Origin of the sequence: Mycobacterium sp. IS-1496 (assembly GCF_001499995.1) — a bacterium.
GTDB lineage: Bacteria > Actinomycetota > Actinomycetes > Mycobacteriales > Mycobacteriaceae > Mycobacterium.
On record NZ_LQIU01000075.1, the window covers coordinates 42,485 to 55,663 of the forward strand.

Below are 13,179 nucleotides of genomic sequence, written 5' to 3' on the forward strand. Positions count from 1 at the left end.
TTCTGCACAGGTGTTCCGAACCGCACGCAAAGCACGTGCCCGGGACACACTGAGGAGGCAGTCATGTTCACCATCGATGAGTTGGTCTCGATCCCGCTCTTCTCCGCACTCGGAGACAAGGAGCTCGAGTACATCGCGGGCGCCGTCGAAGACGTCCACCTGGTTGCCGGGGAGTACGTGGCCCACGAGGGCGAAGGGCGTTTCCTGGCGATCGTGGTGGAGGGCAAGACGGAGTTGACGAAAGTCCTCAACGGCGCCGAGCAGGTGATAGGCGTACGCATTCCGGGTGAAGTCGGCGGCGAGGTGCCCATGACACTCGGCACACCGCTGCCCGCCAGCATGCGCGCAGTCGCGCCGTCGCGTGTACTCAAGATGACCGTGGAGGTCTACCACACGCTGGCCGCCATGGCGCCGGACGTCGCCGCCACAGTCGGGGCCGCCGCGGTGAAACGCATGGAGATGCTCAGGACCGCCACCGCCCGCGCACCCGAGCCGCAGCTGACCATCGTCGGCCCTCGCGTTGACCCTGGAGTCCACGGTTGCGACAGCTTCTTGCATCGCAACCAGATTCCGTACCAACGGCTCGATCCGGACGACCCCGCCGTCACCGCGCACACCCACGACGGCGGACCGGTGCCCGGCCCGTACCCGGTGGTGGTGCTGCGCGACGGTACCCGGGTGGTATCCCCGACGATGCGCGCCGTCGCCACCCTGGCCGGACTCACGGTCACACCCAGTCGTACCGATTATGACGTGGTGGTCGTGGGCGGCGGTCCCGCCGGCCTCACGGCGGCGGTGAACGCCGCCTCCGAGGGCCTGCGGACGGTGCTGATCGAGTCGTTCGCCCCGGGCGGGCAAGCGGGTACGTCGACCCGGATCGAGAACTACACAGGCTTCCCGTTCGGCGTCTCCGGCGACGACCTCGCCCGGCGCGCGCTTCAGCAGGCCAAGAGGCTGGGCGCGGAGATCGTGGTGACGCGCCGGGTGGAGGCGATCGACCCGACGGAGCTCACCGTCGAACTCGACGGCGACGACAGGGTGCGTGCCAGGGCGATCATCCTGGCGATGGGTGTCGACTGGCGGCGCCTCGGCATCGACTCGATCAACCGACTCGTCGGCTCCGGCGTCTACTACGGTGCGGCCCGCAGCGACGCCGCACTCGCGCAGGGCACCGACGTGTATCTCGTCGGTGCGGGCAACTCGGCGGGCCAGGCCGCGATCTTCTTCGCGAATCACGCTCGCTCGGTGACGATTCTGGCGCGAGGCGAATCGCTCACGGAGAGCATGTCGCAGTACCTGATCGAGCAGATCGCGACCAAGGCGAACATCCGCGTCGAGACGCGGTCGGAGGTCGTGGCGGTCCACGGCGACCAGCGGCTCGAGGCCATCGACGTCGTCGACCGGCGGGCCGGCACCACGACCGGTCGGGAGGCTGGGGCGCTGTTCGTTCTCATCGGGGCGGAAGCGTCGAGCGGTTGGCTTCCCGCGGAGGTCGCGCGCGACGAACACGGGTTCGTGTTGACGGGCCGCGATGCGATCGCGTCGGAGTCAACGCGACCCGAGCGAGAACCGTTCGCGTTGGAGACCAGCGTTCCCGGCATCTTCGCGGTGGGCGACATTCGGTCTGGATCCGTGAAGCGGGTGGCCGCGTCAGTGGGTGAGGGCGGAGTGTCCATCGCGATGGTGCATCGCTACCTTCAGCGCTCGTGACGCTGTTGAGAGCTTCTTCATGCGCTCTAAAACCGTTGCCATCAAAAACGTTTCCTTCGAACCCACGCGGTTGATTCGCGTATTCGGGCCGTCTGCCTACACACAGTGGTTACGGTGTCATCAGTTTCGGACGCGCAATGAGGGAGTCGACGATGTTGCGGTCGAGCGGTGGGATACGAAATGCGCTGGGCGTTCTGGGCGTGGGTGCGATGATCATCGGAGCCACCGGGCTGGCGTCCGCTCAGCCTGCGCCGCCGCCTCCACCACCGGCACCTGGTTGCACTGCAGCCGATCTGGCCCAGGTGTCGGGTGTGGTGGGGACGGCGATGGGCAATTATCTGTTCACGCATCCGGAGGTCAACAACTTCTTCACCAGCCTTCGGGGGCTGCCCAACGAGGAGATCCGCGGCAGGGTGCAGGACTACATGACCGCCAACCGCCAGGTCGAGATGGAGATCAACGGAATCCGTCAGCCCCTGACCGACCTGCGGAATCGCTGCGATGCTCCCGCGGCGGGGCCTCTCGGTCCGCCGTGACGTCCCACACCGCGCACTGAGGAGTGAAACGATGACGTGGACACGGAGAATTACCGTGGCGGCGGCCGCTGTCGTGGCGTTCGCGGCGATCCCCGGCGTAGTCGTGGTGCACACGCCCGGCGTCGCCGACGCCGACGTGTGTGCCAGCGTCGGCCGCCGAGTCTCGGTGAGCGGGTGCGCCAACATCGCCGACGCGGTCGCGCCCTATGTTCCGCCGCCGGCGTACTACGCGCCCATGCCCTACGACCCACCGCCCCCGCCGAACGTCTCGGGGTGCGTCAGCTACAACGGCAGATGGGTCAACGCGGGCGGGTGCAATTAGGGCCGACCTCGTCGGCCGGTTTGATCAGCGCGTCGACTGCCGACCCACCACGGCACGCGGTTCGATCGTCGCGCAACGACGCTCCTGACGGGTGGCCCTTGTCGGTGGACCGATGAGCGGAATCGCCCGTTCGACGGGAATCGTCGGACCGCCTGCAATGATCGACACCGTGGTGGAGTTGATCGCAGCGCAACGTGAGTTCTCGGCCTACGGCCCTTCCCATCTGACCGTGCTCATCGTGTTCGTCGTCGGGGCCGCGCTGCTGGTGCGGTACGGGCGGCGAATGAACGAAGCGCAGGCGCTTCTGGTCGGGCGAGTGCTCGCCGTCCTGATCCTGGCCGCGTTCCTCACGGCGCTCGTCTACAAGCTCATCCGGCCCGACCTGGCCACCTCCGTGCCGCTGCAGTTGTGCGACATCGCGGAGCTGACGGCGGCCTACGCCCTGTGGTCGCAGCGGCATCGGGCGTTCGTGCTCACCTACTTCTGGGGGCTGGTGCTCAGCTCGCAGGCCCTGCTCACTCCGGACATCGGCACCCCGACCGAAGGCGCACCGGACTTCCCCCACCACCTGTTCGTGACGTTCTTCGCCCTTCACGTGCTCGTCGTGTGGGCCGCGGTCTATCTCACCTGGGGGCGCGGGATGCGACCGCGCTGGGCCGACTACCGGTTCGCGGTCGTCGTGACCCTGGGGTGGGTGGCGTTCACGTTGACGTTCAACGCGATCGCGGGAACCAACTACGGCTATCTGAACGCCAAGCCGCCGACCGCATCGGTGCTCGACGTCCTCGGCCCGTGGCCGGTGTACCTGGTCGCCGAGATCGCCGTCGTCATCGCCGTGTGGGCGTTGATGACGTGGCCGTGGGAGCGGAAGAGGTTGCGCGCGAACGCCAGTGGAGCGACGGCCTCGGTGAACTGACGCTTCGCCCACCGAGGCCCGCCGGCCCCGCTACGTCGTCTCGCCCATCGCGGCCCTGCGGTCGTCGTCGGAGAATCCGACGTGCCTGCCGTTGCGGATGTTCGACACCATTTCCCGGGCGACTCTGGTCACCGCCATCGTCGAGTCGTAGTCGGAATCGTCATAGGTGATCGACGTCGTATCCGCGACGCCCATCCGGCCACCGACCGTGACCGCGTCCATGTTGGCGCCGAGGAAGATGAACGTCCAGTTCCACTGCTCCTGTTGCTGCGTGACCAACCGCCGGACGGCGTCCCAATTCCATTCGCGGCTCGCGTTCTCCATCCCGTCGGTCATGATCAGGCAGATCACCTGGCCCGGTCGCCGCGGTTCTGGGATCGCCGAGAGCTCCTGCCCGACCTCGGTGACGAAGGTGCCCACGGCGTCGAGCAGCGCGGTCCTCCCGCGCGGTTCCACCACGAACTCCGGTACCTCGTCGATGGGGGTCGCGGAGTAGAGCCGTTCGTAGTGGGTGTCGAACTGGGCCAGTGTGACGTCACACCGGCCGGGCTGGAGGCGCTGCTCGGCGATGAGCTCACGCCAGCCGTCCTCGGTGGCCTCCTTGGAGGTCGCCATCGAGCCGGACCGGTCGAGCAGTGCGGCGATCAGTGTCGTGTTCGGATTCGGCACGGGTTCTCCTGAACGTTGTGCGGTTTTCCGGCTTGGTCGGCGCGCAGCACATCGCGGGCGCCCACAGACGCCTGGATGATTGATTTCGCCGCCGGCGTCGCGGGCCGGCGGGCCCGCGACGATCGTGTACGGGGAACCCCACGTACATCCCGATTATACCGTCTGAGCTGCGTTGATGCCGCGAAGTCGGGGGTCGGAATGCGCCGTTCGCGCTCACCTGGGTCGCGCGCGGACGGGTCCGCACGCGATGATGGACGGGTTGTGACTGACATCGACCTCGACCTCCAAGCGCTGCCCCTGGCGCCGAAGAACCCGCTGCCGTACCGGCAGTTGCTGCCCTTGGTGCGCAACTTCCACACCGGCCAGGAAGTGCTTCGCCGGGCTGCGGGGCCGGTGATCCGGCTCAAACTCGGCCCGAAGTGGATGATCCCGCAGATCGTCGTGGTGACCTCACCGGCCGGGATCCGCGACGTCCTCGGCCGCAATCACGACTCGGCCGAACGGTGCCGTGTGCACGACGAGGTCCGCGACCTCGGTGGTGAGAGCCTGTTCGTCCTGCCCAACGATCCGTGGGTGCCGCGTCGCCGGGCGCTGCAGCCCGTGTTCACCAAGCCCAGCGTGCGCGGTTTCGGCGGGCACATGTCCCGGGCGGCGCAGATGGTCGGGGAGGGCTGGGGCGAGACCGCGCGGGTGAACCTCGACGACGAGTGTCGTCGGCTGACGATGCGCTCACTGGGCCGGTCCATCCTCGGATTGGACCTCGACGCGAAGGCCGACGTGATCGCGGGTCCGTTGCCCGTCGCAGCGGGCTACGCCGCCGACCGCGCGCTGAAACCCGTGCGGGCGCCCCGTTGGCTGCCCACACCGCAGCGCCGCCGCGCCAATGCCGCGGTCGCGACCATGAAGGGGGTCACACAGGACATCCTGCAGGCCTGCCGCGCGGACCCGACCCGGGATGCGCCACTGGTCCATGCGCTGATCAACGCCTCGGATCCGGAGACCGGTCGCGCGCTGTCCGACGACGACATCTGCAACGAACTGCTGGTCTTCATGCTGGCCGGGCACGACACCACCGCGACGCTGCTGACCTACGCGCTGTGGGCGCTCGGCCACCACCCGGACGTGCAGGACCGGGTCGCCGCCGAGGCCCGCGCGGTCGGTGACCGCCTGCTCACCCCGGACGACGTCGGCCGGCTCGGATACACCGTGCAGGTGCTCAACGAGTCGCTTCGGCTGTGCCCGCCGGCCGCGGGCGTCGGCCGGCTGGCGCTGCGTGACGTCGAGGTCGACGGATACCGCGTCGAGGCGGGCAGCCTGGTCGGCATCGGGATCTATGCCGTCCACCGGGACCCCGCGCTGTGGGACCGCCCTCTGGATTTCGACCCGGAGCGGTTCAGCCCGCAGAACGTGAAAGACCGGGACCGCTGGCAGTTCATCCCGTTCGCAGGCGGACCACGCGCCTGCATCGGTCAGCACTTCGCGATGCTGGAGGCGACGCTCGCGCTGGCCACGCTGATCCGCGGCCACGAAATCCACTCGGTGGACGACGATTTCCCACTCGAGACCCCCTACACCACCGTGGCCGCCGGTCCCATATGGGCCCGCGTGCACCGCCGGACCTGAGAGCATCACCCCATGACGGTCGTCATCGCACTGCGCTGTGCCGACGGAATCGTGCTCGGCGCCGACTCCCAGATCACCGAACCCGCCCGTGGCTTGACGTACCCGGCCCAGAAGCTGCACGGCCTCGGGAAGCGCGCGGCGTGGGGCGGCAGTGGGTCGCGTGCGGTGCTCTTCGATCTGGAGCGGCTGTTCGACGCGCAGCCCGAGACGATCGTCGAAGCCCAGGACGTCGGGCGGGCGCTGCAGGCGCGGGTGGTGCCCGTGCTCCAGCACCATTACGAGAACTTCATCGAGAAGGTGCCCGGCGAATCGGACAGCGGCGCAACACCCGCGACGTATGTGCTGGCCGCCGGGTACTCCAACGGTGAACCGTTCATCGTCGACATCGATCCGCACGGTCTGATCGGGCATTACGAGGAGACCGGTTTCCACGCGGTGGGCAGCGGTGCGCCGATGGCTCAGCAGGCGCGGGCGCTGCTGGCCAATTTCCGGATGTCCGAGCGGCCCGTCCATTACGGCGTGGTCGCGGCGCTGCGCGTCCTCGACGCTCTCGACGAGAGTTCGCCCACGGTCGGGGGGCCGATGGACATCTGCCGCATCACCGCTGAGGGGGCTGAGCATCTGTCGGACGACGAGGTGGCGGAGGTCCGCGACCGTGTCCGGCGGTGGGAGGATCTCGAACGCCGCGTCCTCGACGGGCTGTTCGACTAACCGGTCTTGACGAGCGGCAGCACCTCGGCGCGCGGCAGCGCTGCGAGCCTGCCGGGTTCGGCCAGGATCTTCGACGCCCGCACTCCGCTGCCGATCACCACCTGGGGCTGGGTGAGTACCTGTTCGTCGATGAGGATCGGCCACCCGTCCGGCAGGCCCACCGGAGTGATGCCGCCGTACTCCATCCCGCTGAGAGACACCGCAACCTCCGTGGGGGCAAAGGAGATCTTGCGGGCGTCGAGCCGCTTGCGCACGATGCCGTTGACGTCGGCTCGCGTGGTCGCCAACACCAGACACGCGGCGTACCAGACCCGTTCGGCGCGTTTGGCTTCCACCACGACGCAGTTGGCCGACTGCTCCAGCGCTATCCCGTAGTGCGCGCAGAACTCGGCCGTATCCGCCAACCCGGGATCGATCGCGCTCACCCACAACCCCTGTGCGCCGCGGTGCCGCACCTCGTGCCGCACCGGCTCGGCGACCAGGTCGAGCGCGTCGTCGATCGGGGTGAATTCCAGGTCACCCAAACGCATCACAGCGGCCCTGACTCGAGGCTGTCGCTCCGGTCGCCGACGAAACGCAGCAGATCCGGGTCTGAGGAGACGAACCTGTCGACCTCCTCGCCACCGTCGCACCGCAGCAGCGCGACGGTGACCCGATCTGCTGACCGCGACACGACGGTCCACACCGCACCGCTGTCCTCCCAGCGCTGAAGCTCCTCGACCCGGTCCCGCTCGGTCATGTCTCCACCATCCCACGGGGCGTTTCGGCCCTGACATAGGCTCGCACCGTGGACGCAGCCTGGGCTGTGGCGGTCGCCGCGATCTTCGTGTGGTTGGGGATGGTGCTCGCCATCTCGTTTCTCGAGGCGCCGCTGAAGTTCCGGGCGCCGGGTGTGACCCTCCAGCTCGGGCTGGGCATCGGCCGATTGGTGTTCCGTGCGCTCAACCTCAGCGAGGCCGCACTCGCCGCCGCCGTGATCGCGGCGTTCGTCGCGCACCGGCCCCCGGTGGGCGTCGCCGTCGCCGCAGCGGTGGCCCTGGTGTGCCTGGTCGTGCAGGTGCTCCTGGTCCGTCCGCGCCTGAGCCGGCGGTCCGACGCGGTGCTCGCCGGAGCGGAGGGGCCACGATCGCACGCGCACGTCGTCTACGTCGGGTTCGAGGTCGTCAAGGTGGTGGCGCTGCTCACGGCCGGTGTGCTGCTGCTCGCGGTCTGACGTAGGTAAACCTACCCTCAGTCCCTCGGGTAGGCTCGCTGCTCAAATGACCGAGATCGACGAGGCGCTCACACCGGTCCTGGCCCGGCAATTGACCGCCGTCTCCGACGACGTGCGCGCCGTGCCCGCCCCGCCGTTGCCCGCCCTGTCTGAGCCCTACGCGCTGCGCCACGCCGACCCCGCCCGCGACGCGGCGATGATCTCGCAGTGGATGAACCGGCCCCACCTCGTCGCGGCGTGGGAGTACCCGTGGCCGCCGGAGCAGTGGCGCCGCCACCTGCAGGCGCAGCTCGGCGGCGAGTACTCGCGTCCGGTCATCGGCAGCGTCGACGGCGTCGACATCGCCTACCTCGAGCTGTACCGCGCGGCCAAGGATTCGATCGCGCCCCGGTATGCCGCCGACCCGTACGACATCGGCATACACGTGGCGATCGCCGACCTGGACTTCGTCAACCGGGGTCTGGCGCCCTCGCTGCTGCCGCGGGTGGTGGCGAGCCTGTTCGAGGCCGAACCGCGGTGTCGGCGCATCATGTTCGATCCCGACCACCGCAACACCGCGGCCCGGCGGGTGTGTGAGGCAGGCGGGTGCACGTTCCTAGGCGAACACGATATGGCCAACCGCCGGATGGCGCTGTATGCGCTCCCGCGCACGCCGCAGGACGCGCCCGCGACGGCCGCCTCCTAGTCACTGTCGGCGTCACAGCGCGCCCCGGCGAACGCCGTCGTCGACCCACACCGCGCCGGGCACCGACTCGACAGTGACCACGCCACGGCGGGCGGTGACCTCGTCGACCACCGCGGCGCAGGCCGCGATCCGCTCCGCGGTGTCGACGACGATCGTGGTGACCGGAACGTGTCGCTCGACGCGCAGCAGGCTGTCCGTGAGCGGCGCCTCGCCACCCTGGAAGCCCCAGACGCCCCGGAACACGGTGGCCCCCGCGCTCGAGTGCAGCTTGCGCAGCCGGGTGATCAGGTCGCGGTGCACGGGCACGCCGTCGTGCTTCGCCGACGCACGGGTCTGCAGGGTCAGCTTCCGGTGCGCGTGGGGATGCGCGCCGTCCGACGGCGGCGCCATCAGCGTGCCGTCGAGCGTGGAGGTGTTCACCGCCTCGACGGTCAGCATCTGCAGGCCCGGCGTCGCGCGCAGGACCTCGATAGCCTCCACCGCCCGCGCGGTCTGCCCCATCCCGACGACCATCGCGGGCACGTCGACGTTGCGGCTGAAGAACGCGGCACGGTGTCGCTGCCCGTGCGCGGTGCCGTCCACCCCCAGATACGCCGTCGCGGAGTGAAAACCGTGGCCGCGCAGCGTGTCACACACGGCGGCGTAGGCGAGCACGCCCGAGATCCGCTGCCCCCGGCGCACGTAGACCGTCAACCGGGTCAACGGTCCGCTCGGCACCGGCCCGTCCGCCGAGTGCACGGATTCCCGGGTGATCAGCCCGCGGGAGACCAGACCGGTCGCCTGTGCGGCGAGCTCGCGCATCTTCGCGGAGCGGTCGACCGCGACGATCGCGATGGGCGGATCTTCGGACCCCGTCAGCGTGACATCGCTGCGCAGGTCGTGCCGCGGTCCGAACCCCGCGATACCGCGGATCACGATGCTGGTGGCCACCGACGCGGCGCCGTACAGGTCGAGCAGCGCGTCGGCGGTGAACCGGTCCGCGCTGCGCTGCCGTTCGCCGAAGTACGCCGTCACCTTCGCCAGGTCACCGCTCACAGCAGGCTCCCGAACCACAGGCCCGCCGCGGCGGCCGCCACGCCCAGGACGACGCTACCCACCACGTTGGCGGCGGCCGGCCAGCCGCGGCGCTCCTCGGCCAGGCGGTGGGTCTCCAGCATCCACGTCGAGAAGGTCGTGTAGGAGCCGATGAACGCCGTGCCCATCAGCAGGGCCAGATGCGGGCTCAGCGCTAGCCCGCCGAGGAATCCGAGGAGGAACGCCCCGCTGACGTTGACCGCCGCGGTGCCGAACGGAAATGGGCGCCCGACCGCCGACGTGACCGCACGGTCGAGCAGGAAACGGCACACCGCACCCGCTCCGCCGAGGAGCATCACTCCCGCCCACACCATCATCGGCGGATGCGGGCCCGTCTCACCAGGGCGGTGGCGATGACGACCGCGACCAGACCGGCCGCCAGGCTGGCGGCGGTGTAGCCGGCGGCCAGTCCGTGGTGGCCGTGTTCGAGCATGCGCACCGTCTCGACCTGCATCGTCGAGAACGTCGTCAGACCGCCGCACAGACCGGTGCCCAACAGTGGGCGGCGGTAGCTGGACACCGGCAGTCGTTCGAGCAACCGGGTGGTGAAGTAGCCGAGCAGGAAGGCGCCCACGATGTTGACCGTGAACGTCGGCCACGGCCACCGGCCCGGGTCGGGTGCGGCGAGTTCCTCGAACCCCGCCCGCGCCAGCGTGCCCAGCGCTCCGCCGACGAAAACCGCGGCCAGTTCCCGGCCATCGAAACGGGGCATGACCGAGAGTATGGCGGGAATACCTCCAGCCGTCGGACAGCGCCACGTCGCAAGGGAGCAGAATCGAGATCATGGCGGCCAATCCCCGCGCCGGGCAGCCGGCGCAACCCGAAGACCTCATCGACGTCGCGCAGGTCGTGACGGCGTACTACGCCGTGCACCCCGACCCCGAGGACGTCGCCCAGCAGGTGGCGTTCGGCACCTCCGGGCACCGCGGTTCGAGCCTGGACGCGGCGTTCAACGAGGCCCACATCCTGGCGACCACCCAGGCGATCGTCGAGTACCGCGCCGCCCAGGGCACCACGGGTCCCCTGTTCATCGGCCGCGACACCCACGCGCTCTCGGAGCCGGCGTGGACGTCGGCGCTCGAGGTGCTCGCCGCCAATGATGTTGTGGCGATGGTCGATTCGGCGGGCCGCTACACGCCCACCCCCGCCGTCAGCCACGCCATCCTGAGCTTCAACCAGGGCCGTGATTCCGGCCTCGCCGACGGGATCGTCGTCACCCCGTCGCACAATCCGCCACGCGACGGCGGGTTCAAGTACAACCCGCCCAACGGCGGGCCCGCGGACACCGACGCCACCGGGGCGATCGCGAAACGGGCGAACGAGATCCTGCGTGACGGTCTGCGTGAGGTGAAACGGGTGCCGCTGGCCCGGGCGTTGCAGACCGCGCAGCGCCACGACTACCTCGATGCCTACGTCGCGGACCTGCCCCGCGTCGTCGACCTCCACGCGATCCGCGCCGAAGGGGTGCGCATCGGCGCCGACCCGCTCGGCGGCGCCAGCGTCGACTACTGGGGCGCGATCGCCGAACGGCACGATCTGAACCTCACCGTGGTCAATCCACTGGTGGACGCGACGTGGCGGTTCATGACCCTCGACGGGGACGGCAAGATCCGCATGGACTGCAGTTCGCCCAACGCCATGGCCGGGTTGATCGGCCGGATCGGCGACTACCAGATCGCCACCGGCAACGACGCCGACTCCGACCGGCACGGCATCGTCACCCCCGACGGCGGGTTGATGAATCCGAACCACTACCTCGCGGTGGCGATCGACTACCTGTTCACCCACCGGCCCGACTGGTCGTCGTCGACTGCGGTGGGCAAGACCGCGGTGAGCTCGTCGATCATCGACCGCGTGGTCGCCGGCCTGGGCCGCACGTTGCAGGAGGTGCCGGTCGGCTTCAAATGGTTCGTCGACGGATTGATCGGCGGCACAATCGGATTCGGCGGTGAGGAGAGTGCCGGGGCGTCGTTCCTGCGCACCGACGGCACGGTGTGGACGACCGACAAGGACGGGATCATCCTGGCGCTACTGGCCTCGGAGATCCTCGCGGTGACCGGTTCGACACCGTCGCAGCGGTACGGCGAACTCGCCGAGAAGTACGGTGCCCCGACCTATGCGCGCATCGATGCGCCGGCCGACCGTGAGCAGAAGGCGCGGCTGGCGAAGCTGTCACCCGAGCAGGTCACGGCCACCGAACTGGCCGGCGAGCCGATCACGGCGAAGCTGACGGCGGCACCCGGCAACAACGCGCCGCTGGGCGGGCTGAAGGTGACCACCGAGAACGCCTGGTTCGCTGCCCGCCCCTCGGGCACCGAGGACGTCTACAAGATCTACGCGGAATCCTTCAAGGGGCCCGAGCACCTCGCCGAGGTGCAGGAGGCGGCGCGTGAAGTGGTGGCGGCGGTCATTTCGTGAGCTCGCGGACGGAGGGCGAGTGTCCGCAGGCCACCAAACAGCGGCTGCCCCGTGAAGTCTGGGTCCTGGTCGTCGCCAATGTCGTCGTAGCGCTCGGCTACGGGGTGGTGGCCCCGGTGCTGCCGCAGTACGCCCGGCACTTCGGCGTCAGCATCAGCGCCGCGACGTTCGTCATCACCGCCTTCGCGGTGATGCGTCTGGTCGGGGCGCCGGCGGCCGGGCTGTTCGTGCAGCGGTTGGGGGAGAGGCGGGTCTACGTCAGTGGCCTGATCATCGTGGCGCTGTCGACCGCGGCGTGCGCATTCGCCGAAACCTATTGGCAGCTCCTGTTGTTCCGCTCGCTGGGTGGAATCGGATCGGCGATGTTCACGGTGTCGTCGCTGGGGCTGATGATCCGGATATCGCCTCCCGATGCACGGGGGCGTGTCGCCGGCCTGTTCTCGTCAGGGTTCATGGTCGGCTCGGTGGGCGGCCCGATCCTCGGAAGTCTGACCGCGGGTTTGGGGTTGTCGGCGCCGTTCGTCATCTACGGGGCGGCCCTGCTGGTCGCCGCCGCCGTCGTGTTCATCAGCCTGCGCAAGTCCGTGGTGGTCGGCCAGGCGGACGACGGGCCCGGAACGCCGGTGCCGTTCCGGGCAGTGATCCGGCACCGCGCGTACCAGGCGGCGTTGTTCTCCAACTTCGCGACGGGTTGGGCCTCGTTCGGTCTGCGCATCGCGCTGGTGCCGCTGTTCGTCGTGGAAGTGCTGGGCCGCGGCCCGGGCGCGGCCGGTCTGGCGCTGACCGCGTTCGCGGTCGGCAACATTTCCGTCGTCATCCCCAGCGGGTACCTCTCGGACCGGCTCGGGCGCCGCAAGCTGCTGATCTTCGGGCTGGCGTTGGCGGCGCTGTCCACCGCACTGGTGGGATTCACCGAATCGATGCCGGTGTTCCTGGCGGCCGCCTACGTCGCCGGTGCGGCCACCGGCGTGTTCGTGTCACCGCAGCAGGCCGCGGTGGCCGACGTGGTGGGCAACAAGTCGCGCGGCGGAACCGCGGTCGCGACGTTCCAGATGATGGCCGATCTGGGCTCGATCGGCGGCTCGCTGCTGGTCGGCCTGATCGCCCAGTACACCTCGTTCGCGTGGGCCTTCCTGATCAGCGGCGTCATCCTCGGCGTGGCCGCGGTGGGCTGGATCTTCGCACCGGAGACCCGGCCACGGTCGTCCACCGAGCACACCCAAGCCCGACCGCTCGGACCGGAGGCCGGCGGCGAAGTGCCGTGACCAGCGATTTTGAGTGGCCACCTGTCGTGGTGTAACT

The 13,179-nt window shown here is 69.4% G+C and carries 16 protein-coding genes; 10 read left to right on the forward strand and 6 right to left on the reverse strand.

Annotated elements, in window-relative coordinates:
* Positions 1-63 precede the first annotated feature (63 nt).
* The 4 genes from AU195_RS23635 (at position 64) to AU195_RS23650 (ending at position 3,484) form a co-directional block, all read left to right on the forward strand.
* The gene (locus AU195_RS23635) at positions 64-1,710 is read left to right on the forward strand and encodes an FAD-dependent oxidoreductase (RefSeq protein ID WP_059161442.1); all 1,647 of its coding nucleotides are present in this window, start codon (positions 64-66) and stop codon (positions 1,708-1,710) included.
* Positions 1,711-1,862: 152 nt separating this feature from the next.
* Positions 1,863-2,246 carry a heme-binding protein gene (locus tag AU195_RS23640; RefSeq protein WP_059161443.1) on the forward strand — a complete coding sequence of 128 codons (384 nt, stop codon included), beginning with the start codon at positions 1,863-1,865 and terminating at the stop codon, positions 2,244-2,246.
* A gap of 31 nt (positions 2,247-2,277) precedes the next feature.
* Positions 2,278-2,568, forward strand: coding sequence for a hypothetical protein (locus AU195_RS23645; protein WP_059161444.1), 291 nt, complete (start codon positions 2,278-2,280; stop codon positions 2,566-2,568).
* 157 nt (positions 2,569-2,725) lie between these two features.
* On the forward strand, positions 2,726-3,484 hold the full coding sequence (locus AU195_RS23650) for a YwaF family protein (protein ID WP_502687383.1): 759 nt from the start codon (positions 2,726-2,728) through the stop codon (positions 3,482-3,484).
* Positions 3,485-3,514: 30 nt separating this feature from the next.
* On the opposite strand, the gene AU195_RS23655 is transcribed toward AU195_RS23650, so the two are convergent.
* Positions 3,515-4,153: a vWA domain-containing protein gene (locus tag AU195_RS23655; RefSeq protein WP_157531243.1), complete on the reverse strand. Its 639-nt coding sequence runs from the start codon at positions 4,151-4,153 to the stop codon at positions 3,515-3,517.
* 198 nt (positions 4,154-4,351) lie between these two features.
* Here AU195_RS23655 and AU195_RS23660 point away from each other — a divergent pair, with 198 nt between their 5' ends.
* The gene (locus tag AU195_RS23660) at positions 4,352-5,776 is read left to right on the forward strand and encodes a cytochrome P450 (protein WP_059161445.1); all 1,425 of its coding nucleotides are present in this window, start codon (positions 4,352-4,354) and stop codon (positions 5,774-5,776) included.
* A 12-nt stretch (positions 5,777-5,788) separates the two neighbouring features.
* Complete coding sequence (locus tag AU195_RS23665; protein WP_059161446.1) at positions 5,789-6,487, forward strand: Ntn hydrolase family protein; 699 nt, start codon at positions 5,789-5,791, stop codon at positions 6,485-6,487.
* On the opposite strand, the gene AU195_RS23670 is transcribed toward AU195_RS23665, so the two are convergent.
* Both AU195_RS23670 and AU195_RS23675 read right to left on the reverse strand, forming a co-directional pair.
* Positions 6,484-7,017 (reverse strand): YbaK/EbsC family protein, encoded by a 534-nt coding sequence (locus tag AU195_RS23670; RefSeq protein WP_059161562.1) that lies wholly within the window; start codon positions 7,015-7,017, stop codon positions 6,484-6,486. The two genes, AU195_RS23665 and AU195_RS23670, sit on opposite strands and share 4 nt — an antisense overlap.
* Entirely contained in the window at positions 7,017-7,226 is a 210-nt protein-coding gene (locus tag AU195_RS23675) for a hypothetical protein (protein ID WP_059161447.1), read from the reverse strand. The genes AU195_RS23670 and AU195_RS23675 overlap by 1 nt, the downstream gene beginning before the upstream one ends.
* A 99-nt stretch (positions 7,227-7,325) precedes the next feature.
* Here AU195_RS23675 and AU195_RS23680 point away from each other — a divergent pair, with 99 nt between their 5' ends.
* On the forward strand, positions 7,326-7,700 hold the full coding sequence (locus AU195_RS23680; RefSeq protein WP_502687384.1) for a hypothetical protein: 375 nt from the start codon (positions 7,326-7,328) through the stop codon (positions 7,698-7,700).
* Positions 7,701-7,746: 46 nt separating this feature from the next.
* The gene (locus tag AU195_RS23685; RefSeq protein ID WP_059161449.1) at positions 7,747-8,385 is read left to right on the forward strand and encodes a GNAT family N-acetyltransferase; all 639 of its coding nucleotides are present in this window, start codon (positions 7,747-7,749) and stop codon (positions 8,383-8,385) included.
* Positions 8,386-8,397: 12 nt separating this feature from the next.
* Here AU195_RS23685 and AU195_RS23690 read toward each other — a convergent pair whose 3' ends face one another.
* The 3 genes from AU195_RS23690 to crcB (AU195_RS23700) are packed head-to-tail and all read right to left on the reverse strand — an operon-like array spanning position 8,398 to position 10,171.
* On the reverse strand, positions 8,398-9,420 hold the full coding sequence (locus tag AU195_RS23690) for a DUF190 domain-containing protein (RefSeq protein WP_059161450.1): 1,023 nt from the start codon (positions 9,418-9,420) through the stop codon (positions 8,398-8,400).
* On the reverse strand, positions 9,417-9,776 hold the full coding sequence (crcB, locus tag AU195_RS23695; RefSeq protein ID WP_059161451.1) for a fluoride efflux transporter CrcB: 360 nt from the start codon (positions 9,774-9,776) through the stop codon (positions 9,417-9,419). Before crcB (AU195_RS23695) ends, AU195_RS23690 begins: the two co-directional genes overlap by 4 nt.
* The gene (gene crcB / locus AU195_RS23700) at positions 9,773-10,171 is read right to left on the reverse strand and encodes a fluoride efflux transporter CrcB (RefSeq protein ID WP_059161452.1); all 399 of its coding nucleotides are present in this window, start codon (positions 10,169-10,171) and stop codon (positions 9,773-9,775) included. The genes crcB (AU195_RS23695) and crcB (AU195_RS23700) overlap by 4 nt, the downstream gene beginning before the upstream one ends.
* A gap of 71 nt (positions 10,172-10,242) precedes the next feature.
* Here crcB (AU195_RS23700) and pgm point away from each other — a divergent pair, with 71 nt between their 5' ends.
* Both pgm and AU195_RS23710 read left to right on the forward strand, forming a co-directional pair.
* Positions 10,243-11,877 (forward strand): phosphoglucomutase (alpha-D-glucose-1,6-bisphosphate-dependent), encoded by a 1,635-nt coding sequence (gene pgm, locus AU195_RS23705; protein WP_059161453.1) that lies wholly within the window; start codon positions 10,243-10,245, stop codon positions 11,875-11,877.
* Positions 11,874-13,142 carry an MFS transporter gene (locus tag AU195_RS23710; protein ID WP_059161454.1) on the forward strand — a complete coding sequence of 423 codons (1,269 nt, stop codon included), beginning with the start codon at positions 11,874-11,876 and terminating at the stop codon, positions 13,140-13,142. The genes pgm and AU195_RS23710 overlap by 4 nt, the downstream gene beginning before the upstream one ends.
* The last annotated feature ends 37 nt before the right edge of the window (positions 13,143-13,179 follow it).

Coding starts and splice junctions, on each gene's coding strand:
- AU195_RS23635 (WP_059161442.1), top strand. CDS start 64: ATGTTCACCATCGATGAGTTGGTCTCGATCCCGCTCTTCTCCGCACTC.
- AU195_RS23640 (WP_059161443.1), top strand. CDS start 1,863: ATGTTGCGGTCGAGCGGTGGGATACGAAATGCGCTGGGCGTTCTGGGC.
- AU195_RS23645 (WP_059161444.1), top strand. CDS start 2,278: ATGACGTGGACACGGAGAATTACCGTGGCGGCGGCCGCTGTCGTGGCG.
- AU195_RS23650 (WP_502687383.1), top strand. CDS start 2,726: ATGATCGACACCGTGGTGGAGTTGATCGCAGCGCAACGTGAGTTCTCG.
- AU195_RS23660 (WP_059161445.1), top strand. CDS start 4,352: ATGCGCCGTTCGCGCTCACCTGGGTCGCGCGCGGACGGGTCCGCACGC.
- AU195_RS23665 (WP_059161446.1), top strand. CDS start 5,789: ATGACGGTCGTCATCGCACTGCGCTGTGCCGACGGAATCGTGCTCGGC.
- AU195_RS23670 (WP_059161562.1), bottom strand. CDS start 7,017: ATGCGTTTGGGTGACCTGGAATTCACCCCGATCGACGACGCGCTCGAC.
- AU195_RS23675 (WP_059161447.1), bottom strand. CDS start 7,226: ATGACCGAGCGGGACCGGGTCGAGGAGCTTCAGCGCTGGGAGGACAGC.
- AU195_RS23680 (WP_502687384.1), top strand. CDS start 7,326: ATGGTGCTCGCCATCTCGTTTCTCGAGGCGCCGCTGAAGTTCCGGGCG.
- AU195_RS23685 (WP_059161449.1), top strand. CDS start 7,747: ATGACCGAGATCGACGAGGCGCTCACACCGGTCCTGGCCCGGCAATTG.
- crcB (WP_059161451.1), bottom strand. CDS start 9,776: ATGATGGTGTGGGCGGGAGTGATGCTCCTCGGCGGAGCGGGTGCGGTG.
- crcB (WP_059161452.1), bottom strand. CDS start 10,171: ATGCCCCGTTTCGATGGCCGGGAACTGGCCGCGGTTTTCGTCGGCGGA.
- pgm (WP_059161453.1), top strand. CDS start 10,243: ATGGCGGCCAATCCCCGCGCCGGGCAGCCGGCGCAACCCGAAGACCTC.